This is a genomic window from Cupriavidus sp. 21MJTG02-4, assembly GCF_057798975.1.
Window position 1 is genome coordinate 137,811 of record NZ_JBYOJP010000008.1, and the last position, 20,082, is coordinate 157,892.

Below are 20,082 nucleotides of genomic sequence, written 5' to 3' on the forward strand. Positions count from 1 at the left end.
GCCGGCCCGCGGCGGCAGGACGATGGCAGCGATTCTACCTGTCGGCAGCACCGCTCGTGCCACCCGTGCCGCCCGTGCCGCTTGCCACCGTGCTAGCTACGCCTCCCTCGATGCGCGCCTTCACACAACACCGAATCGCTGGCGATGGCCGGAGGAGACGGGTACCTGACCGTCAATCTCCCCATGATGCCTGAGTCCACCGCAACGCTTATCTCGGCTTGGCTAACCTGGTCGACTGGGATCACTGCGAAGTGCGGGGCTTTCGGCAAATCACGGCTTGCGCAAGGCAACCCACAGTCGTGTCGGCAGTCTCGGGCGGCGGGAATCGGCCATTAAGAGACAGAAGGCCATCCGTTGCCAATGGCAGCGTTTGGTCCGACTTCCGACGTTGGGATGCCGCTGCGAATCCGTCCAATCTAGGGGTAGTAGCCGCGCGCGCCTTCGATACCGGCGCAGGGGCCACAAGAGGAATCCACTGGAGATCGCGACCAACGATCACCTTCCCCGAGAAGCCATGGCTGGCTGCTGTCCAACGGCGAGGATCACTGTCGGCGGGGGCCAGATGCGACAGGACGAGGGTCTTGACGTGGGCTGCTTCGGCGACGGCTCCGACATCCGATGCAGCGGTATGCGCATGCACAAGATGGTGCGCCTTGGCTTCCTGCGCCGGGCTCCTTGGCTTCGGGTACAGGGCATCCACCCAGGCGGTGTCGATCACCTCATGCACCAGCACATCAGCGCCTTGCGCCAACCGAATCAGATTCCGGTTGGGGCTGGTATCGCCAGAGAAGACAACGGACCCATTCGAGGTGTCGAACCGATACGCGAATGCCGGATAGACGGGGGCATGGTTGACCAGTGTTGCCGTCACCCTGACGTTCTCGTCCCGGTAGATCTCGAACGGTGCCATCGTCGGCGCGGGATCGCGATCAGGATCCACATCAAGGCCGGCGGGCAACGTGATATCCATGACATCCACGCGGCTATGAGGATTCGGCTTGCGGCTATCCAGGATGTTGTCGTTGATGTCCGCCGCGAAGGCGCGGTATAGCGCTTCGGTCATGGCAACGGTGCCAGGCATTGGCTGCTCGGGCGCCACGATGTCCGCCAGCCCGACCGTGCCCCCGCTCGCAGGCGGCACTTTACCGCGTGAGCCAGGCCCGATCACCTTGAGTGTCTGACGCCGTTCGGCTAAACCGTCCGACGCACCAAACAGGACGAGCGACGGATAGTCGACGATGTGGTCCGCGTGCATATGGGTGATGAACGCCGCTCGCAATGTCTCAAGGCCTCGTCCTGGTGGCGGTGAGCCCAATCCCGCCTGGAAGTAACGCCGCAGCCAGCCCGCGCCGAAATCGACAAGGTAGGCCTGGCCATTGACCACCACCGCGGAGGCGATCCCGGCAGACTCGGAACCTCGCCACGAGGTCCGACCGCCTGCCGTTCCCAGCAGCACGAGGCTGGGGACGGACTGCGCCAACGAGGGCCGGGGCGGCTGCCCGACCGGCTCTGCATGGGACGCCGAAGCCAGGACGGCGAGCGCCGCGCATGCCCCCGCACAAAGCAGGCGAACGCCATTAATCGGGCCAGCTTTTGCCCGGGAAAGAATGTCACGCATGTGTGCTCCAAAGGAAGGCCAGGACCGAGCCCCATCATTTCGGCCGTGAGATGGGGAACGGAGCCACGGGTAGGGCATCAGAAGGTGTGGCGCATCCCGATCACGGCGCCAAACTGGTTTGAACCCGCAATCACGGAGCCGTCATACCCGTTCGCGCCCAGCGCGGAACCGCCCTTGTTCAAGGTATATGACGCCGTCAGATAGGCGTCGGTGCGCTTCGAAAACCGGTAGTCGGCAGACACCACCAACGACATCGGATCCTTTGCCGATGTACGGTCGTTGGTCTTGTACACGGCCCCAGTCAGCGCAAGCGCTTGCTTGAAGTTGTAGGTGGCGCCAGTCCAGAACAGGTCCGTACGGGTCATCGAGGTCAGGATCTGGCTGACCAGCCGCCGATAGCCAAAGTAGGCCGACACCGGCCCGAAGTCAGCCGCTGCCGATGCCACGTAACGCCGCTCGGTCCGCCCCGCCGTTGCGGCGGAGGTGCCATTGAGCTGATCGTAGACACCGGCAAAGCGGAACTTCCCCATGTCGTAGGAAAAGCCCGCGCTCATTTCCCTGCCCACGCGGCTGTTGCCTGGGACTTCGCTGCCATTCGCAATCGTCGAGTCCACGCCGAAGCTGTAGAGGGCCGAAGCCGTCAGCGCACCGAACTTGCCGGTGTACTTCACCGCGTTGTCGGTACGTCCTGCCAGCCAGGTGTCATGCGAGTACGACGAATATTTGGGTGCGAAGTACATCGGATCGAAGCCGATGATCAGGTCGAACGTCAGATTGTGGTGACGTCCCATCGTGACCTGCCCGTACGGTGTGTCCAGGCCGACATAGGCGCGACGGCCAAACAATCTCCCGCCTTGTGCGGCCATGCCGGAATCGAGCACCATGCCGCCTTCAAGCAGGAACACGCCCTTCATCCCACCACCCAGGTCCTCCACGCCACGCAGGCCCCAACGGCTGCCAGCGATGTTCCCGGACGTCATGCGCATGAGGCTCGACGACTGCTTGGCGGCGTTCGGTACGTGATTCAGATATTCGATCCCCGCGTCTGCAACGCCGTACAGCGTGACAGACGATTGGGCGTGCGCGGTCGCGCCGGTCGCTAGCAGCGCACCGGCGATGGCCAGGCTTCGTTTCATTGCTCCTCCGTAATTTGTCTTCGATCGCGGCCAGAAGAGGCCTGCGACGTGCTGTCCTCGCGCGGCTGGCATGGGGGCATGCGCTACGGCACCGCATTAATTGACATACACACAATTAAAGGTACGGAATTTTTGACAGCCAGTCAAATAATGGTTTTCCCGGAGCGAGTGAATGCGGTGGGTGCCGACTAAGCGACGCCGGACTACCGACACGCGCTGTCGGCCATACTGGCCGAGCAGCCACTGGGTTGTACCTTGGCCGCATGGCTGGAGGCGGCCGCTATCGGCAGGCCCCGGCCACGGGCGCTGCAGTCGACCGAGTTGCCCTCGGAGCAAGACACCTGCATCCGCCTTCGCATGCTTCGCAAGCGTGCCGAGCAGGAGCGCGACGATGATCGGGAGCAGCAGCAGTCCTTTCATCGCGCCACGCCAGTCAGCGTCGTCTGCAGGGCCGTCAGTCGATCGCGACAGATGCGCTCGAACAGGCATGAAGCGTCTTCATCGCTCACGCCTGCCGGGTCAAACTGGCCCGACTTCAACGCGCGAGGCGTGAGGTGCGGTCGATGCCGCTCTCCCATTCCACACTACTCACCGAATGGCTTTCACCGCATCGCGCGTGAAGACGCCCTCCACCAGCCGATGAATACCCAGCGGGTTGGCATCCCGCAGCGCTTCCGGCAACAGCGCATCGGCCACATTCTGATAGCAGACCGGGCGCAGGAAGCGGTCGATCGCCAGTGTGCCGACCGAAGTACCACGCGCATCGGAAGTGGCCGGATACGGGCCGCCGTGCACCATCGCGTCGCACACCTCAACGCCGGTCGGATAACCGTTGATCAGCAATCGCCCGACGCGCTCCTCCAGGACCGCAACGATCGGCGCGGCCACTTCGAGGTCAGCCGGGTCGGCAATCAGCGTCGCGGTCAACTGGCCTTGCAGCGCGGCCAGGGCCGACAGCAAATGCGCTTCGTCGTCGAGTTCCACAACCACGGTCACCGGGCCGAATATCTCATGCTGGAGGATCGGATCGCCGTCGGTCAGCAGCGACGCATCGGCGCGCCAAACCTGCGCCTGCGCCTGTTTTCCCGCTTGCGGTGCGCCCGCAAGCTGCGTGATGCGGGGGTGCCGTGACAGCGCGGCCACGCCTTCGCCATAGTGATGCAGCCCCGCCGCGTTGAGCATCGTCTGCGCCGGTTGCTCGTTGATGCGTGCGCAGAGCCCTGCCAGGAACGCATCGAAGGCCGGCGATTTCACCCCCAGCAACAGACCCGGATTCGTGCAGAACTGCCCTGCCCCCAACGCAACTGATGCCGCCAATTCCTGAGCGATGGTTTCACCACGCTGCGCCAGTGCATGGGGCATCAGCACCACCGGGTTGACGCTGCTCATCTCCGCGAACACGGGAATCGGCTGCGGTCGCGCCGCCGCCATGTCGCACAGCGCACGCCCACCGCGCAGCGAGCCGGTAAACCCGACCGCGCGAATCGCGGGATGCTTGACGAGGCGTCCGCCAACTCGGTCACCGAAGATCATGTTGAACACGCCAGCGGGCATGCCGGTCGTGCGGGCGGCACGCTCGATGGCCTCGGCCACCGCTTCCGCGGTGGCCATGTGCCCCGGGTGCGCCTTGAAGACGACCGGACAACCCGCTGCCAGCGCCGATGCGGTATCGCCGCCGGCGGTCGAAAACGCTAGCGGGAAATTGCTGGCGCCGAACACGGCTACCGGACCGATGCCGATCCGGTACTGGCGCAGGTCGGGCCGGGGCAGCGGCGTGCGCTGGGGTTGCGCCAGTTCGATCCGCGCGCCGAGGAAATCGCCGCGCCGCAGCACGGTTGCAAACAACCGCATCTGGTTGCTGGTACGCGCGCGCTCGCCGCGAATGCGCGCAGGCGGCAGCGCGGTCTCCTTGCAGACGATCTCGATGAACGTGTCATCGAGCGCGTCGATCTCGGCGGCAATGGCGTCAAGAAACGCTGCCCGCGCCGCCGGCGACGTTGCGCGGAATGCAGGATAGGCGCGAGCGGCAGCATTCGCGGCGGCGTCTACCTCGTCCGGCGTCGCTTCGATAAAACGGTGCGGCAACAGCTCGCCGCTGGTGGCGTCCACGCTGTGCAGCACGGTCGTGCCGGCGGCGCGGCGCTCGCCGCCAATGAACTGGTACCCCGATACATCGATGGACACAGTGGTCTCCCTCAATATGAACAATGTCACAAAAAAGCTATAGTCGCGGCTTTGGTTCCATCGTCACCATGAAGCCGCTGGCTGTCCCTTCCCTCGCCAACATCGCATCGCGCCTGCGCCTCAAGCAGTTAAGGCTGCTGATCGCGCTCGAAAACCACGGCTCGCTGCACAAGGCCGCCGAGGAAATCGCAATCTCGCAACCGGGCGCCACCAAGGTGCTGCGCGAGATCGAAGACATCCTCGGCATGCCGCTGTTCGAACGGCAGCCGAAAGGGCTCGTCGCCAATGACCTCGGGCGCTGCGTCACCCGCTATGCCCGCTTGATCTACAGCGACCTGGAACACCTGCATGCCGAAGTCTCGGCCATCACGCAGGGGCACGGGGGCCATCTTGCCGTCGGTGTCATCATGGGCGCAGTGCCGCTGCTGACTCGCGCGTTGACTGACGTGCGCGCTCGCCAGCCGCATCTTTCCGTCGAGATCGTTGAAAGCACCAGTGCCAGCCTGCTGGCGCTGATCGACGAGGGGCGCCTTGACCTCGCCGTGTGCCGCAGCGGCAGCAGCCGGCGCCCGGAGGCTTACGACTACGTGCCGCTCGAGCCCGAACCGCTGGCCGTGGTGGCTGCGCGCACCCATGCCCTCGCCCGTCGGAAGACGCTCGCGCTGCGCGATCTGGCCGATGCGCCGTGGGTTGCGTATCCGGTCAACACGCCGATGCGGTTCGCACTTGAACGCGCACTGGCGGATGCCGGCGTCGACGTGCCGCGGTACCCGATCGAAACCGCATCGACGTTCGCGATGCTGACCATGCTGCAGGAGAACCCCGAGCTGGTGGCGGTGATTCCGCGCGAGGTGGCGGCGTTTGGCGAGCAGTTCGGCCTGCTGGCCCGCCTGCCCGTCACGATCCCGCCCCTTGACGAGCCCTACGGCGTGGTGACCCGCGCCGGCGCGCACCTCTCTCCAGGCGCGCGGCTGCTGGCCGAGGCGCTGCAGGAACACTTCACCTGATCGGCGAGAACGCGGCCGGCCTCAACAGCTTGGACTCCATCTTTTCCAGCATCGGAAAGGCCACGGGGACGAACTTCTCGAGCCAGTCGCGATCCTCATACAACGCCGTGCGCCGCGCGATGCGGTCATCCAGGCTTTCGTACGCCCAGATGTGCACGACCTGGTTCAGCTCACCGATTTCGGTGTACCACCAGCCGACGAGCGTCGCGTAGCGGGAGATCACCGGCAGGCCTTCCTTTTCGAAGTGCTGCAGGTATTCCTTCATCTTGCCGATCTGGACCGTATAGGTCCGCATTTCGTAGTACATGGTGATTCCTGGTTGAGATAGCGTACGGTTGTCGCTGGATCACAGCTTGCCGGCGTGCGCGGCAACGATGATGGCCTCCACGTCGCGCGCGGTAGTCAGGCGCGGGTTGACCAGCACATTGCCGCTGCGCATCGAGTCGGCCACCATCTGCGGCAGGTGATCCAGGTCGACGCCGAGTTCGCGGATATTGGAAGGAATGGCCAGCGCGCTGTTGAGTTCGACGATCGCGCCCACCAGATGGCGGGCGGCGGCGCCCGCATCGAGGCCCGCCACATCAACACCCAATGCCTCCGCGATGTCGCGGAAACGCTCGGGGCAGGCAGGCACATTGAACGCCACTACATACGGCAGCAGCGCCGCATTGGCGATGCCGTGAGGGATGTTGAATACGCCGCCCATCGTGTGCGAGATCGCATGCACGTTGCCCAGCTTCGACTGCGAGAACGCCACGCCGGCCAGGAACGAACCGAGCAGCATGTCCTCGCGGGCCGCCACATCGGCGCCCACGTAGAATGCCTTGCGCAAGCTGCGCCCGATCAAGCGCACCGCGCCAAGCGCCAGCGACTGGCTGACTGGATTGGCCTGCTTCGATACGTAAGATTCGATCGCGTGGGTGAGTGCATCCATGCCGGTGGCTGCGGTGATGGGCGCAGGCAGCTTCAACGTCAGTTCGGCATCGAGAATCGCCAGTTGCGGGAAGATCTTCGGGCTGACGATCACGGTCTTGAACAGCGTCTCCTTGTTCGTGAAGACGGTCGATGCGGTGCATTCGCTGCCCGTGCCCGACGTGGTCGGGATGGCGAAGATCGGCAACGGCGCGTGGGGAATCTTGTCGTAGCCCTCGTAGTCGAGGATGGTGCCGTCGTTGGTGGCCATGGCAGCCACGCCCTTGGCGGTGTCGATGCTGCTGCCACCGCCGACGCCGATCACCGCCGTGCAGCCGTGGTCTTTCAGGAAGTTCAGCGCGCGCTCGAGCACCGTCGTGCTGGGGTTGGCCTCGACGCCCGAGAACACGTCGTAACCGAGATCCGCAGCTTTCAGGGAGGCGAAGAACCCCTCCAGCACGCCGCTCTTGAGCAGGCCTTCGTCGGTCACCACCAGCAGCCGGCCGCTGAACAGCGGCTTGAGTAGCGCGCCCGCCTGGTTGGCAAGGCCATTGCCGAACTTCAGGGTGGTCGGAAAGAAATATTGGAATGCGTTCATGGGGCAGTTCTCCGTTCGATGTCTCCGGCCTGAACAGTACAAAGCCCCCAGCCGATTCCGGTAATGAAAAAACTGGATTGACCGATAACGGCCGCTTATGCGCCCCATCCCGACGATTCGCCCCGATCCGGTTGGTTATCACGTAATCACGAAGCGTCATTAGGCAAGACCTGCGGGCAGCCCTACAGTCGCCCCCTGGGACGACCCGTTCGCCCTGCACAACCACAACGACGCGGAGACCACCATGCCTTCCTTAGACTCCCCTGCCCTGTCGTCGCCCGCGCTCAGCGGGGCGGCGCGGCCTACCACCGTGCGCTGGCGCATCTTCGTGATCATGCTGCTGCTCACGGCCATCAACTACATCGACCGTGCCTCGCTGTCGGTCGCGCTGCCCATGATCGGGCCGGAATTCAACCTGTCGCCGGCGCTCGAAGGCCTGATGCTGAGCGCGTTCTTCTGGTCGTACGCGCTGGCGCAGATTCCCGTTGGCCTGCTGCTGGACCGGTATCGCGCACGCGGCATCATCGCCGTGGCCACGGTGGCGTGGGGCGCATGCCAGGCGCTGGGCGCGGTGTCCCACAACTGGATCGTGCTGATGCTCACGCGCATGGGGCTTGGGATCTCCGAGTCGCCTATCTTCCCGGCCGGCGCCAAGCTGATCGGCCTGTGGCTGACGCCGCATGAGCGCAACCGCGGCGCGGTGTTGATCGACGGCGGCGCGGCGCTGGGCAGCGCGCTGGGCGCCATCCTGATCTCCGGCCTGATCGCCTGGCTCGGTTCGTGGCGCATCGCGTTCATCATTGCTGGCCTTGGCACCATGCTGGCGGGCGTGGTGGCGTGGCGCTATATCCGCAACCACCCGTCGGAGCACCCGGCGGTCAACGCGGCGGAACTCGAGCACATCACCAGCGGTAATGCGCGCCCCAGCGCTGCCGCCGAGCGCGTGCCCCTGCGCGAACTGGTGAAGGATCGCTCGGTACTTGCCATGTTCAGCGGCTACGCCTGCATTCTCTCGGTGTTCTATGGCTTGCTGACCTGGATGCCCAGCTACCTGCACAAAGCGTTCAACTTCAGCATCACCACCACGGGCGGCGCTACGTTCCTGATTTTCATGGCGGGCTTCGTGGGTGAACTGATCGGCGGCACCATCGGTGACCGTTGGAAGGCCACCGGTGCCTCACCCAACATGGTCATGCGCACGATGTTCGGCGTACCGGCGCTAATCGCGGCAGGCTGCATCCTGACTGTGGCCTACCTCTCCGACGCCGGCACGGCCGTGGTGCTGCTGTGCGTGGCGATGTTCTTCCTGCGCTTCTGCGGCATGTACTGGAGCCTGCCGGCCATCATCGGCGGCCCTGAGCGCGCGGGTGTTCTGGGCGGTGCGATGAACTTCTGCGGCAACATGGCCGGCGTGGTGGTGCCGATCCTGATCGGCGTGATCGTGCAGTGGTCGGGCTCGTATTTCCTGGCGCTGATGTTCTTCGTCGTCATGGCTGCACTGATCGCGCTGTTCTCAAGCCTGATCGACTACCGGCCACGCGCACACATCTGACCGTGACATGGCCTGCCTTCCCGCAGGCCCTTCCAAGGCGCGCAAAGCTCGATGAGCGCGATGGGATGCAGGAAACAACTTCAATGAATCCTTGCCGATTCGCGGGCGAACACTGTATATTTATACAGTTGTCGTCGCATCCGGGAAAGCTGGCTCCTGAAGTCAAGCCCGTGCTGCGCGCTTTCCCTTCCCCAGCTCGAAAGGCAATCATGTTCGTGGACCGCACCGAAATCATCAACGCCGCCAAGGCACTGCGCGCCAGCCAGGAAGAATCCAGGTACAGCAAGCTCGTCGCACTTGCCAACAAGCAACTCAAGGCAATGCAAACGGCAATCCAGCGGGGCAAGGAAGAATTCGAGACCAGCCTGGTCCTTGACATCAACGAAGACAATCCGCAAGCAGCGCTGGAAGCGCGCGCGCAACGGCTGGCCGACGACCTCAGGGCGCAGGGCTATACCGCAACGGTGACCACGTTTGCCGAGGCCAGCACCGACCGCAAGAACTGGACGCCGAATATCACGGTCGCCATCGGTCTGGGCGACCTGGCTTCCGAAGCCGACAGCGAGATAGCGCAAGGCACGGTGACCGACGAGGCAGAGGCCGCGCTGGCTGGCGAAGCCGTCAGTGAAATGGCCTGACGGCAGGCGGGCAATCCGAGATGAGGCACGGCATCCGCGGGCTTCGCGGCTTCAGTGAGTATTCGACCTTTGAGTTGAAATTCTCAAGTATTCTGGGAGCTCACAGCGACACAGGCTCGCCAGAACAACATTCGGAGACAGCCATGGCCCGGGCCCACGCGCGCGAATTCGAAAGTTTCGCGGCTTTCTATCCCTACTACCTGAGCGAACACCGCGATCGAACCTGCCGGCGGCTGCATTTCGCCGGCTCGACCGTAGCATTGCTTTGCCTGCTGATGATCGTCATCACCGGCAATGCATGGTGGCTGTTGGGTGCGGTGGTGTCAGGCTATGCGTTTGCCTGGGTCGGACATTTCGGCTTCGAGAAGAACCGGCCCGCCACCTTTCGCCATCCGCTCTACAGCCTGATGGGAGACTGGGTCATGTATGCGGATATCCTGCGCGGGCGGATTCCGTTCTGAACCGTCAGCCCTGGCTTATCCGTGTCGCCCGGGCGGCACCATCTCCAGCGCCGGCCTCGACGGTTCGGCCGACTCGGCCGCCGTGGGATCGGCAGCGCCCTGCTCCCTGAACACGACCTCCAGCGGCTGATCGAGCTGCGGATTGATCAGGATCGATTTCAGCGATTCCGCTCCTTGCAGTTGCTGCGCCAGCGCCGTGCGCGGCAAGCGCGGCAGGTTGAGCACCAGCCGGTCGTACAACGTCCGCAGCGTCACCTGCGACGGGTCGCATAGCAGCGCCCAGTGCGCCTGTCCGCGATCCTGCTGCAGCTTGCCGATCAGGTGCATGGCCTTGAGCTTGCCGAGCAGCACGGCAAGGTAGTCGGCCTCGACACGAAGCTTGCGACCCAGGTCCAGCTCCCCGACGCTGCGCGGCACCTCCTCGCGTGCCTTGTACAGCAGCAGCAGCACGCCCAATGCATCGAAGAACTCGCTGCCGGCAAACGTGCGCCGGCGCCAGTGCCCTTGCCGTACGACGGGCAGGTTCGCGGCGATGGTGGCGCCCAGCAGTGTCACCAGCCAGCTCAGGTAGATCCACAGCAGGAAGATCGGCAGCGCCGCGAAGGTCCCGTAGACCGCCGTGTAGGTCGGGATATGCGTGATGAAATACCCGAAGCCGCGCTTGGCGAATTCGAACGCGATGGCCGCCACAAGACCCGCGGCAATCGCGTCGCGCCATTCGACATACGCGTTCGGCACCGCGGTATAGAGAAAAGCGAACGCCAGGGCCGACAGCACGACCGGCGTCGCGCTCACGAGCAGCCCGAGCCCAATCGGCATATTGCCGACATAGCCCGCCGAGACCGAGATCAGGTAGGAACTGATCGACAGGCTGGCACCGATCAGCACCGGACCGAACGTCAGCACGGCCCAGAACACCAGCACGCGCTGCGCCAGCGGCCGGCGCTGCTTGACGCGCCAGATCCCGTTGAGGGCGTCCTCCACCGTCAGCATGGTCAGCACCGACGTCAGCATCAGCCCGCCCAGGCCCATCGCCGTCAGGCCGCGCGCGCTCTTGGAAAACTGGCCGAGGTAGCGCGAGATCGATTCGCTGACGTTGCCCGGAATCAGGTTCTGGAACAGGAAGGCCTCGATATCCGCGCGGAACTCCCGGAACACCGGGAACGCTGCCAGCAGCGCGAACGCCACCGTCAGCACCGGCACGACCGACAGGAAGGTGGTGAAGGTCAGGCTGGCGGCAACCTGGGGCAGGCGGCCCTCTCCCGCGCGGCGCAGCGCATAGCGCGAGAGGGCGCGCAGTTTCTGCAGATTCCATTCCCTGCGCAGGCGGGCAAGGCGGGTTCCATACATGCTGCGGGGGACTCCTGTGATGGGATGTGGCGATCGGTCGGGGGCCGCTGAGGTGGCGGGGGCACAACTATAATACGCGGATTGTTCCGGCCCCATTGCCGGGCCCGACTGTTCCGGACCTCATGCCGCCCATCGCAGGCACGGGCCGCCATCTCGCCTCATGACCGACATCCTCGTCCTGTATTACAGCCGCCACGGCAGCACCCGCAAGCTGGCAGAACTGATTGCCACCGGCATCGACCGAGTCCCCGGCGCCCAGGCGCGCCTGCGCACGGTGCCGCCGGTCTCCACGGTATGCGAGGCCACCGCGCCCGATATCCCGGCCGACGGACCGCCCTATGCCGAACTGCGCGACCTGGAGGAGTGCGCCGGCCTGGCGCTGGGCAGCCCCACGCGCTTCGGCAATATGGCCGCGCCGATGAAGTACTTCCTCGACGGCACGGTCGCCCAGTGGCTGTCGGGCGCGCTCACCGGCAAGCCGGCGTGCGTGTTCACGGCTACCGGCAGCCTGCATGGCGGCCAGGAAACCACGCTGCTGTCGATGATGCTGCCCCTGCTCCACCACGGCATGCTGATCATGGGCCTGCCCTATTCCGAGAAGGCGCTGATGACGACCACGGCCGGCGGCACGCCCTACGGCCCGAGCCACCACGCGCACGGCGACAACCGCGGCCCGGTCACCGACGACGAAGCCGCCCTGGCCATCGCCATGGGCAAGCGGCTGGCAGAAGCCGCGCTGCGCCTGGCGGGAGACCGCGCATGAGCGCCGCGCCGGCCGACGGCAACCACAGCGACAGCGCCTTGCACAACGCCACGCTGTACCGCCTGAGCGTGGGCAGCCTGATCGCACTGATGGTGCTTTGCATCGCGTGGGAATGGTTCCTGGCACCGCTGCGTCCCGGCGGGTCATGGCTCGTCATCAAGTTCCTGCCGCTGCTGCTGCCGCTGCGCGGCGTGCTGACGCGCAACCGCTACACCCTGCAGTGGTCGTCGATGCTGATCCTGCTGTTCTTCACCGAAGGCATCGTGCGAGCCACCAGCGACCGCGCGCCGTCTTCGACGCTGGCCTGGGTCGAGGTGGCTCTGACCCTGCTGTATTTCTTCAGCACCATCCTTTATCTGCGCCCGTACAAGCGCCGCGCCAAGGCGGCGAAGACCGCCTCATCCGGCAAGTAGCCGCATTCCAGGACCCGACATGCCCGCTTCGCACCACGACTCCTTCCTCGATCTCTGCCGTGCGGCACTCGGCCCCCAGCATGTGCTGACCGACGCCGCCGACAAGGCGCCCTATCTGACGGACTGGCGCAAGCGCTACACCGGCGAGGCTATCGCCGTGCTGCGCCCGGGCAATACCGAGGAAGTGGCGGCCGCCGTCCATGCCTGCCATGCGCACCAGATCGCCGTGGTGCCGCAGGGCGGCAATACCGGCCTGTGCGGCGGCGCAACGCCGGCCACTTCGGATTGCGTGGTGATGTCGCTGCAGCGGCTGAACCGCGTGCGGCAAGTCGACCCGCTCAACAACACCATCACCGTCGACGCCGGCGTGGTGCTGCAACACCTGCAGGACGTGGCGCATGAACACGGCCGGCTGTTTCCGCTGAGCCTGGCGGCCGAAGGCAGCTGCACCATCGGCGGCAACCTGTCCACGAATGCGGGTGGCACCGCGGTGCTGCGCTATGGCAATACGCGCGAGCTATGCCTGGGGCTCGAAGTCGTAACACCCAAGGGCGAGATCTGGCACGGCCTGCGCGGACTGCGCAAGGACAACACCGGCTACGACCTGCGCGACCTGTTCATCGGCGCGGAAGGCACGCTCGGCATCATCACGGCCGCGGTCATGAAGCTGTTCCCGCTGCCGCGCGCCAGCGTCACCGCGCTGGCGGCCGTGGCAAGCCCGCGCGCGGCGCTTGCACTGCTGGCCATCGCGCAGTCGCATGCAGGGGCCATGCTGACCGGCTTCGAACTGATGTCGGCATTGAGCATGCAACTCGTCACCACGCATTTCCCGCAGCTGCGCTATCCGTTTGCGGAGGTGCATCCGCAACTCGTGCTGATGGAACTGTCCGACAGCGAAGGTGAAGACCATGCGCGCGCCATCTTCGAAAAGCTGATGCAGGTCGCCTTCGACGCCGGCGTGGTCATCGACGCCGCGGTGGCGGAATCCGTGCAGCAGTCGCGCGATTTCTGGAACCTGCGCGAGCACATTCCGCTTGCGCAGGTAGAGGAAGGCAAGAACATCAAGCACGACATTGCGGTGCCCGTGTCGCGCGTGGCCGATTTCATCGAGACCACCGACGCGCTGCTGCAGGTGTCGTTCCCGGGCGCGCGCATGGTGACGTTCGGCCATCTCGGCGACGGCAACCTGCACTACAACGTGTCGCCGCCGGCCGGCGTGGACCATGACGCGTTCCTGGTCAACCAGGACGCCGTCAACCGCGTCGTCCATGACAGCGTGCATTCGCATGGCGGCTCGATCTCCGCCGAGCATGGCCTGGGCCAGCTCAAGCGCGACGAGAACCGTCTCTACAAGAGCGAGGTGGAACTGGCCATGATGCGCGCGATCAAGCAGGCCCTGGACCCGCAGGGCCTGATGAACCCCGCCAAGGTCATCTGAGCGCGGCCACCTCCGCGCGCACATACGCCGCCACGGCTTCCAGCATCTGGTCGAGGTGTCCGCGCAGCGTCGCAAACCCCGCGTTGCGCGCAAAGCGGTCCTCATCCAGATAGAGCGCGCGGTTCACCTCGACCTGCAGGCTGTGCCGCCCGCGCGCAGGATCGGAGTAAGCCTGGATCAGTTCCGCCCCTTTGTAAGGCCAGTTGACCGACACCGTGTAGCCCAGCTGGCGCAGGCTGCCCGCCACGACCTCGATGAACGCCGCCGAGCAGGTCTCGCCATCGCGGTTGCTCACCACAAAGTCGGGCCGCATGTTGCCGTTGTCGATATTCATCGCATTGCCGCGCGACTTCATCGAATGGCAATCGATATGCCAGACCGCGCCGAAGCGCGCGTGCTGCGCGTCGATCAGGCCGGACACGGCAGCGTGATAGGGATCGTAGTACCGCTGCAGCAGTTGTTCCGCGAAACTCGCCGGCAGCTTGCACGCATAGACCGGCACGCCCGGCAGCGCCAGCCGACGCAACACGCCCATGCCGCGCCGCGCCTTGTCGCTTGGCCGCAGCGGATACGGCAAGCGCCCTTCCAGCAGATCCGGATCGATATCATCGCGCGCACGGTTGGCATCGACCAGCCAGCGCGGAAAACGCGCGTGCAGCAGCGTGCCGCCCACCTGCGGCGCATGGCCGAACAGTTCGTCGACATAGGCGTCCCAGCCGCTCAGCAACTCTTCTGGCGTGGCCGACATCGGCAGGATTTCGTCGTGATGAAGGCCACTGTGGGGAGAATCCACCACCAGAGGCAAAGCCGTGACGGCAGGTTCGATGAGGGTGTAAGGGTCGGACATGGAACAGGCGGGCGGAAACGAAATTGGGGGCGCGGTGCGCGGCGGGTCAGAACTTGTGCTGGATGCCGATGCCGTAGGTGATCACGGTATCGCCCGATTTGCGGCTGTTGCCGTCCTCGTAGTCGACGAAGACATAGGGCAGCGTGCGCTTGCTGAGCCGGTAGCCATAACCGGCCTGTGCCTTGCGCAGCTTGCCGCTGGTGCTGTTCTGCACGTCGCGTTCCATGTAGTTGACCGTCAGGCTGTGCGGCCCATAGGGGACGGTCAGGCCCGCCAGCCAGTAGCGCACGTCGGTGCGGGTGCTGGCCGTGCCGACATAGCGGTCGCGCCCGTACACGCCGTACACGTTGACAACCTTGAAGTCATACGCGGCCGTGGCCTGGATCTTGTCGCGGAAGTCGTTCGCGACGAGCCCACCGGTCTTGGCATCGCGTGAATAGCCGAGGCCTGCCGAGAAGTTGCCCGAGGCATAGTTCAGTCCGGTGTCGTACTGCCGGAAGTCATCCTCCGCCTTCACCGGCGAATTGACATTGGGCGTGGCAGGATCCGGCCCGGCCAGGTTGACCCGGGCGCGCAGCGAGAAGCCGCCGAAGTCCGGCGTCACGTAGCCCAGCGCGTTCGACACGCGGTTGCGCGCGTTCAGCACCTTGGTGCCGATGGCCGTGGCGCCGGCATCGTGGATGACGAAATCCACGTTCTGCGTGATCTGCGAATAGATCGGGGAGCCGACCGAGGTTGCGGAGTCCAGCCGGCCCAGCGCAAAGGCACCGAAGGCGCCGCTCAAGCCCACAAAGGCATTGCGGAACTGCGGATTGGTGGCGACGCCGTTGTCGGCCTGGAAGCCCTGCTCCAATCCGAAATCCGCACGCAGCGAGCCTCCAAGGTCCTCGTTGCCGCGCATGCCCCAGCGCGACGCGTTGTCCACCATCTGCCCGGCATTGCCGCGCGGGCCACGCTGGTACTCGATATCCGTGTCGAGGCGGCCATAGAGCGTCAGGCTGGCCTGCGCGCCGGCCGACGCCGCGAGCAGCGCGCCGCCCATGCACGCTCGCCCGATAAGACTGAATGACTTCATGCTGTTCTCCTTCTCCTCTGCGAAACAACCCGCCGCCATGCGCCCGTGCGAAAAAAGTGCGAGCGCCGCCCTCCGCGCCGTGGACCGGAGCGGATGCCATGCGGCTATCCCGTGGTAAAGCGCCGCCTCTGGCGGCGCGCGATCAGGCCGCCGTGATCTGGCCTGTTTCATTGAGGTGGCACGCCGACAGGCGGCCGCCACCGATATCGCGCAACAGCGGCACCTCGGCCGCGCAACGCGCGCTCGCATGCGGGCAGCGCGGATGGAACGCGCAGCCGGATGGCGGCGCCAATGGACTCGGCAGTTCGCCCTGGATCGGCTGGTGGCTCGCGGAACTGCCGTCGAGCCGTGGCGCATCGGCCAGCAATGCGCGCGTGTAGGGATGGCTGGGCTCGGCGAAGATCGCGCGCGCATCGCCCATCTCGACCACGCGGCCCAGGTACATGATGACCACGCGGTCCGACATATGCTCCACCACCGCGAGGTTGTGGCTGATGAAGACGTAAGTCAGGTCCTGTTGCCGGCGCAGGTCCATGAACAGGTTGATGACCTGCGCCTGCACCGAGACGTCGAGCGCGGACACGGCCTCGTCGCAGACCACCAGGCGCGGCTGCAACGCCAGTGCGCGTGCAATGGCCACGCGCTGGCGCTGGCCGCCGGAGAATTCATGCGGATAGCGTTCGGCATAGGAGGCATCAAGACCGACCATCGCGAGCATCTCGCGCGCGAACTCCGCAACCTGCGCACGCCCGATCAGACCGTGATGCAGCGCGCCTTCCGTAATCGTCTGACCGATGCGCAGGCGCGGATTGAGCGACGCATATGGGTTCTGGAACACCATCTGCACCGCAAGGTGATACGACGCGGCGGCTGTATCGGCACGTTCGCCTTCCCACAGCACGTCGCCGCTACTGGGGGCAAGCAGGCCAGCAAGCATGCGGCCCAGCGTGGATTTGCCGCAGCCGGATTCGCCCACCACGCCCAGCACTTCGCCTTTGCGGACTTGCAGCGAAACATCATTGACGGCATGCACCGCCTGACGCGTGCGCGGTTTGCGGACCATGCGGTCAAGCAGGCCCGGCTTCGGGGCGAACTGCTTCTGCAGATGGCGTGCTTCGAGCAGGACAGTCATGCCGCCTCCAGTGGGTGAATACAACGCAGCAACCGGCCGCGCACGGAAACTTCCAGTGGCGCCTGCGCGCAACGGTCGCTGGCTCGCGCGCAGCGCGGCGCGAACGCGCAGCCCGGCGGCAAGGCCGACAACGCCGGCGCCGCACCAGGGATCGCCCGCAAGGTGCGCCCGCGCGTGTCGTGCGCGGGCAGCGAATCGAGCAGCCCGCGCGTATAGGGATGCATCGGCTGGCGGATGACGTCCGCAACCGGCCCCTGCTCGACCACGCGGCCGGCGTACATCACGCAGACGCGGTCGACCAGGTCCTTGACCACGGCCAGGTCATGGCTGATCCAGATTACGGCCGCGCCGGTCTCGCGCACGAGCTGCTTCATCTCGAACAGGATCTGCGCCTGGATGGTCACGTCGAGCGCGGTGGTGGGCTCGTCGGCGATGATCAGGTCGGGCTGGTTGACCAGCGCATTGGCAATGGCCACGCGCTGGCGCATGCCGCCCGACAGTTCATGCGGATAGGCCTGCATGCGCTCCTGCGGCGCGGGAATGCCGACCTTCTTCAGCGCATCGACAGCGCGTTCATGCGCTTCCCTGTGCGTGCAGCGATGATGCACGCGCACCGTCTCGATCAGCTGCGCGCCAATCCGCATGACGGGGTTGAGCGACATCATCGGGTCCTGGAACACCATCGCGATACGGTCGCCACGCAGCGCCTGCCACTGGCGCGGCGTACACCTGCGCAGGTCCTGTCCCTTGAAGCGGACTTCCCCACCGGTCACCCGGCCCGGCGGGTCGAGCAAGTTCATCAGCGAAAACGCCGTCACCGACTTGCCCGATCCGGACTCGCCCACGATGCCGAGGATCTCGCCCGCATCGAGCGAGAAGGAAACATTGTCGACGGCGGTGACCGCGCCGTGCTCCAGTGCGAAGCGCGTCGTCAGGCCATTTACTTCCAGCAGTGCCATGGTTCTCTCCTCAGCCCTCGTTGCGCGGGTTGAGCACGCGGCGCAGCCGGTCGCCCACCAGGTTGATGGCGCCGATCAGCAGCACCAGGGCCACGCCCGGGAAGATGCTGATCCAGTATTTGTTCGACAGCATGTACTCGAAGCCGTTGGCAATCAGCATGCCCAGCGACGGCTGCGTGCGCGGCAGGCCGATGCCGAGGAAGCTCATGGTGGCCTCCAGCGTGATGGCGTGCGCGATCTGCAGCGTGGCGGTGACCACCAGCGGCGCCATGCAGTTGGGCAGGATGTGCCGGAACATCACGCGCCACGCGGGCAGGCCCTGGCCCAGCGCGGCTTCGACATAGTCCTTGCGCCGCTCCACCTGCGCCGACCCGCGCACCGTACGCGCGAAGTAGGCCCACTGCACGATCACCAGCGCCATCAGCGTCTTGTCCACGCCCTGCCCCAGCACCGCCAGCAGGATCAGCGCGACAAGAATCGCCGGCAAGCTGAGCTGCAGGTCGACGATGCGCATGATCACCGCATCGACCGCGCCACCGCAGTAGGCGGCGACCAGCCCGATGGCGGCGCCGACCAGCAGCGCCACCACGGCGCTGATCACGCCGACGGCAACGCTGATGCGGATGCCGTAGAAGATCGCGCTGACGAGGTCGCGTCCGGCGCCATCGGTGCCGAGCCAGTAGTGCATCTGGGCGTCATAGCCAACCGCGCCGGGCGGCAGTTCGGAATCGATCACGGACACCGTGGCCAGGTCGTAGGGATCCTGCGGGCTGATCACGCCCGCGAATACGGCGACCAGCATGAGCACGAGCAAGAGCGCCAGCGCTGCCGCCGCCACGCGATTGCGCGCGAAACGTGCGAGGAACGACGGACGTCGCGGCCGGCTCGGCGGCGCCGTGCCCTCTGGGGGCGCTGATGCCAGCGGTGCAGCCGTGGCGCGCGGTTCGGTAACGGGAAGGGACATCGGGAAACTTGGCGAAAGTCAGGTTCAGGATGAAAGACGGAAAAATTCAGGCCGCCTTGTGTCGCAGACGCGGATCGAGCACCACGTACAGCAGGTCGACGATCAGGTTGAGCACCACAAACAGCACCAGCGTGACCAGCAGGTAGGCCACCACGACCGGGCGGTCCAGCGCGAGCACCGAGTCGATGATGAGCTTGCCCATGCCGGGCCACGAGAACACGGATTCCGTCACCACCGAAAACGCGATCAGGTGGCCGAATTCAAGCCCCACCACGGTCACGATCGGAATCAGCACATTGGGCACCACGTGGCGCAGCACCAGCCGCGCGCCGCCCACGCCCTTGGCGCGCGCGAACTTGATGTACTCCTGCCCGGCCACCTCGCGCGTGCCGGCCTCGGTCAGGCGCGCCACCAGCGAGATCTTGAACAGCGACAGCGTCAGCGCCGGCAGCAGCAGGAAGCGTATGCCCTCCCAGTTCGTCACGGACAGCGGCATGCCGAGCACCGTGGTGACCGGCCCGCGGCCGCCCGACGGCAGCCAGCCCAGGTTCACCGAGAACACCAGGATGCCGATCATGCCGATCCAGAACGTGGGCATGATCACGCCGCCGAGCGAACACGCCATCAACAGGCGCGACAGGCGGCTATCGGGCTTGAGCCCCGCGAAGATCCCCATCGGGATGCCGATCGCCAGCGACAGCAGCAGCGCGGTCACCGCCAGTTCCAGCGTCGCCGGCACGCGGCTGACGATCAGTTCGATGGCGGGCCGGTTGTAGATGAAGGAGTCGCCGAGATCGCCGCGCAGCGCGCCCTGCACGAAATGCAGGTATTGCTGCTGGACCGGCTGGTCGAGCCCGAGCGAATGGCGCGCTTCGGCAATCTCTTGCTCGGTGGCCGTCGGGCTCACCAGCAGGTGCACCGGGTCGCCGATCAGGTTCACGGCGCAGAAGGTCAGGACCGACATGATCCAGAGCACCACAATGCTCTGCAGCAGCCGTTTGAGTAGGGTTTCCAGCATGGTGGCTTCCGGAATGG

20 protein-coding genes are annotated in these 20,082 nt (G+C 65.5%); 7 read left to right on the top strand and 13 right to left on the bottom strand.

Annotated elements, in window-relative coordinates; all coding sequences use genetic code 11:
• Nucleotides 1-241: 241 nt before the first annotated feature.
• The 4 genes from AC3FKH_RS17720 to AC3FKH_RS17735 form a co-directional block, all read right to left on the bottom strand.
• A complete protein-coding gene (locus tag AC3FKH_RS17720) occupies nucleotides 242-1,618 on the bottom strand; it encodes an MBL fold metallo-hydrolase (RefSeq protein ID WP_488677157.1) in 1,377 nt (458 codons plus the stop codon).
• Nucleotides 1,619-1,695: 77 nt separating this feature from the next.
• A complete protein-coding gene (locus AC3FKH_RS17725; protein WP_488677158.1) occupies nucleotides 1,696-2,754 on the bottom strand; it encodes a porin in 1,059 nt (352 codons plus the stop codon).
• Between the two features lie 96 nt (nucleotides 2,755-2,850).
• The gene (locus AC3FKH_RS17730) at nucleotides 2,851-3,174 is read right to left on the bottom strand and encodes a hypothetical protein (protein WP_488677159.1); all 324 of its coding nucleotides are present in this window, start codon (nucleotides 3,172-3,174) and stop codon (nucleotides 2,851-2,853) included.
• Between the two features lie 168 nt (nucleotides 3,175-3,342).
• A complete protein-coding gene (locus AC3FKH_RS17735; protein WP_488677160.1) occupies nucleotides 3,343-4,938 on the bottom strand; it encodes an aldehyde dehydrogenase (NADP(+)) in 1,596 nt (531 codons plus the stop codon).
• A gap of 68 nt (nucleotides 4,939-5,006) precedes the next feature.
• Between AC3FKH_RS17735 and AC3FKH_RS17740 the strand changes: the two genes are divergently transcribed.
• Nucleotides 5,007-5,945, top strand: coding sequence for a LysR family transcriptional regulator (locus AC3FKH_RS17740; protein ID WP_488677161.1), 939 nt, complete (start codon nucleotides 5,007-5,009; stop codon nucleotides 5,943-5,945).
• Here AC3FKH_RS17740 and AC3FKH_RS17745 read toward each other — a convergent pair.
• Complete coding sequence (locus AC3FKH_RS17745) at nucleotides 5,938-6,252, bottom strand: NIPSNAP family protein (RefSeq protein WP_483731855.1); 315 nt, start codon at nucleotides 6,250-6,252, stop codon at nucleotides 5,938-5,940. The two genes, AC3FKH_RS17740 and AC3FKH_RS17745, sit on opposite strands and share 8 nt — an antisense overlap.
• A 39-nt stretch (nucleotides 6,253-6,291) precedes the next feature.
• The gene (locus tag AC3FKH_RS17750; protein WP_488677162.1) at nucleotides 6,292-7,455 is read right to left on the bottom strand and encodes an iron-containing alcohol dehydrogenase; all 1,164 of its coding nucleotides are present in this window, start codon (nucleotides 7,453-7,455) and stop codon (nucleotides 6,292-6,294) included.
• 244 nt (nucleotides 7,456-7,699) lie between these two features.
• Here AC3FKH_RS17750 and AC3FKH_RS17755 point away from each other — a divergent pair, with 244 nt between their 5' ends.
• From AC3FKH_RS17755 to AC3FKH_RS17765, 3 genes are all read left to right on the top strand, one after another.
• Complete coding sequence (locus tag AC3FKH_RS17755) at nucleotides 7,700-9,007, top strand: MFS transporter (RefSeq protein WP_488677163.1); 1,308 nt, start codon at nucleotides 7,700-7,702, stop codon at nucleotides 9,005-9,007.
• Nucleotides 9,008-9,216: 209 nt separating this feature from the next.
• Nucleotides 9,217-9,645, top strand: coding sequence for a hypothetical protein (locus AC3FKH_RS17760; RefSeq protein ID WP_488677164.1), 429 nt, complete (start codon nucleotides 9,217-9,219; stop codon nucleotides 9,643-9,645).
• A gap of 143 nt (nucleotides 9,646-9,788) precedes the next feature.
• On the top strand, nucleotides 9,789-10,106 hold the full coding sequence (locus AC3FKH_RS17765; RefSeq protein ID WP_483731848.1) for an Mpo1-like protein: 318 nt from the start codon (nucleotides 9,789-9,791) through the stop codon (nucleotides 10,104-10,106).
• Nucleotides 10,107-10,121: 15 nt separating this feature from the next.
• Here the strand turns inward: AC3FKH_RS17765 and AC3FKH_RS17770 are convergent, their stop codons facing one another.
• Nucleotides 10,122-11,456: a YihY family inner membrane protein gene (locus AC3FKH_RS17770; RefSeq protein ID WP_488677165.1), complete on the bottom strand. Its 1,335-nt coding sequence runs from the start codon at nucleotides 11,454-11,456 to the stop codon at nucleotides 10,122-10,124.
• Nucleotides 11,457-11,616: 160 nt separating this feature from the next.
• Between AC3FKH_RS17770 and wrbA the strand changes: the two genes are divergently transcribed.
• From wrbA to AC3FKH_RS17785, 3 genes are read left to right on the top strand one after another with little or no spacing between them, the layout of a single operon-like run.
• Nucleotides 11,617-12,219 carry an NAD(P)H:quinone oxidoreductase gene (wrbA, locus tag AC3FKH_RS17775; protein ID WP_488677166.1) on the top strand — a complete coding sequence of 201 codons (603 nt, stop codon included), beginning with the start codon at nucleotides 11,617-11,619 and terminating at the stop codon, nucleotides 12,217-12,219.
• Nucleotides 12,216-12,632, top strand: coding sequence for a DUF2069 domain-containing protein (locus AC3FKH_RS17780; RefSeq protein ID WP_488677167.1), 417 nt, complete (start codon nucleotides 12,216-12,218; stop codon nucleotides 12,630-12,632). Before wrbA ends, AC3FKH_RS17780 begins: the two co-directional genes overlap by 4 nt.
• 19 nt (nucleotides 12,633-12,651) lie before the next feature.
• Nucleotides 12,652-14,070 (top strand): FAD-binding oxidoreductase, encoded by a 1,419-nt coding sequence (locus tag AC3FKH_RS17785; protein WP_488677168.1) that lies wholly within the window; start codon nucleotides 12,652-12,654, stop codon nucleotides 14,068-14,070.
• Here AC3FKH_RS17785 and AC3FKH_RS17790 read toward each other — a convergent pair.
• The 6 genes from AC3FKH_RS17790 to AC3FKH_RS17815 form a co-directional block, all read right to left on the bottom strand.
• Nucleotides 14,063-14,917, bottom strand: coding sequence for an N-formylglutamate amidohydrolase (locus tag AC3FKH_RS17790; RefSeq protein ID WP_488677169.1), 855 nt, complete (start codon nucleotides 14,915-14,917; stop codon nucleotides 14,063-14,065). The genes AC3FKH_RS17785 and AC3FKH_RS17790 overlap by 8 nt on opposite strands.
• Nucleotides 14,918-14,963: 46 nt before the next feature.
• Nucleotides 14,964-15,992, bottom strand: a complete 1,029-nt coding sequence (locus tag AC3FKH_RS17795; protein ID WP_488677170.1) for a porin — start codon at nucleotides 15,990-15,992, stop codon at nucleotides 14,964-14,966.
• A 142-nt stretch (nucleotides 15,993-16,134) separates the two neighbouring features.
• Nucleotides 16,135-17,124 (bottom strand): ABC transporter ATP-binding protein, encoded by a 990-nt coding sequence (locus AC3FKH_RS17800; RefSeq protein WP_488677171.1) that lies wholly within the window; start codon nucleotides 17,122-17,124, stop codon nucleotides 16,135-16,137.
• The gene (locus AC3FKH_RS17805) at nucleotides 17,121-18,083 is read right to left on the bottom strand and encodes an ABC transporter ATP-binding protein (protein ID WP_488677172.1); all 963 of its coding nucleotides are present in this window, start codon (nucleotides 18,081-18,083) and stop codon (nucleotides 17,121-17,123) included. The genes AC3FKH_RS17800 and AC3FKH_RS17805 overlap by 4 nt, the downstream gene beginning before the upstream one ends.
• A 10-nt stretch (nucleotides 18,084-18,093) precedes the next feature.
• Complete coding sequence (locus AC3FKH_RS17810) at nucleotides 18,094-19,047, bottom strand: ABC transporter permease (protein ID WP_488677173.1); 954 nt, start codon at nucleotides 19,045-19,047, stop codon at nucleotides 18,094-18,096.
• A gap of 46 nt (nucleotides 19,048-19,093) precedes the next feature.
• Complete coding sequence (locus AC3FKH_RS17815; protein ID WP_488677174.1) at nucleotides 19,094-20,065, bottom strand: ABC transporter permease; 972 nt, start codon at nucleotides 20,063-20,065, stop codon at nucleotides 19,094-19,096.
• Nucleotides 20,066-20,082: the final 17 nt, after the last annotated feature.

Bases quoted from the DNA above. Each gene is read 5' to 3' on its own strand.
- AC3FKH_RS17810 (WP_488677173.1), bottom strand. From the start codon at position 19,047: ATGTCCCTTCCCGTTACCGAACCGCGCGCCACGGCTGCACCGCTGGCA.
- AC3FKH_RS17800 (WP_488677171.1), bottom strand. From the start codon at position 17,124: ATGACTGTCCTGCTCGAAGCACGCCATCTGCAGAAGCAGTTCGCCCCG.
- AC3FKH_RS17770 (WP_488677165.1), bottom strand. From the start codon at position 11,456: ATGTATGGAACCCGCCTTGCCCGCCTGCGCAGGGAATGGAATCTGCAG.
- AC3FKH_RS17750 (WP_488677162.1), bottom strand. From the start codon at position 7,455: ATGAACGCATTCCAATATTTCTTTCCGACCACCCTGAAGTTCGGCAAT.
- AC3FKH_RS17785 (WP_488677168.1), top strand. From the start codon at position 12,652: ATGCCCGCTTCGCACCACGACTCCTTCCTCGATCTCTGCCGTGCGGCA.
- AC3FKH_RS17745 (WP_483731855.1), bottom strand. From the start codon at position 6,252: ATGTACTACGAAATGCGGACCTATACGGTCCAGATCGGCAAGATGAAG.
- AC3FKH_RS17740 (WP_488677161.1), top strand. From the start codon at position 5,007: ATGAAGCCGCTGGCTGTCCCTTCCCTCGCCAACATCGCATCGCGCCTG.
- AC3FKH_RS17755 (WP_488677163.1), top strand. From the start codon at position 7,700: ATGCCTTCCTTAGACTCCCCTGCCCTGTCGTCGCCCGCGCTCAGCGGG.
- AC3FKH_RS17790 (WP_488677169.1), bottom strand. From the start codon at position 14,917: ATGTCCGACCCTTACACCCTCATCGAACCTGCCGTCACGGCTTTGCCT.
- wrbA (WP_488677166.1), top strand. From the start codon at position 11,617: ATGACCGACATCCTCGTCCTGTATTACAGCCGCCACGGCAGCACCCGC.
- AC3FKH_RS17815 (WP_488677174.1), bottom strand. From the start codon at position 20,065: ATGCTGGAAACCCTACTCAAACGGCTGCTGCAGAGCATTGTGGTGCTC.
- AC3FKH_RS17720 (WP_488677157.1), bottom strand. From the start codon at position 1,618: ATGCGTGACATTCTTTCCCGGGCAAAAGCTGGCCCGATTAATGGCGTT.
- AC3FKH_RS17780 (WP_488677167.1), top strand. From the start codon at position 12,216: ATGAGCGCCGCGCCGGCCGACGGCAACCACAGCGACAGCGCCTTGCAC.
- AC3FKH_RS17765 (WP_483731848.1), top strand. From the start codon at position 9,789: ATGGCCCGGGCCCACGCGCGCGAATTCGAAAGTTTCGCGGCTTTCTAT.
- AC3FKH_RS17725 (WP_488677158.1), bottom strand. From the start codon at position 2,754: ATGAAACGAAGCCTGGCCATCGCCGGTGCGCTGCTAGCGACCGGCGCG.
- AC3FKH_RS17730 (WP_488677159.1), bottom strand. From the start codon at position 3,174: ATGAAAGGACTGCTGCTGCTCCCGATCATCGTCGCGCTCCTGCTCGGC.
- AC3FKH_RS17805 (WP_488677172.1), bottom strand. From the start codon at position 18,083: ATGGCACTGCTGGAAGTAAATGGCCTGACGACGCGCTTCGCACTGGAG.
- AC3FKH_RS17795 (WP_488677170.1), bottom strand. From the start codon at position 15,992: ATGAAGTCATTCAGTCTTATCGGGCGAGCGTGCATGGGCGGCGCGCTG.
- AC3FKH_RS17760 (WP_488677164.1), top strand. From the start codon at position 9,217: ATGTTCGTGGACCGCACCGAAATCATCAACGCCGCCAAGGCACTGCGC.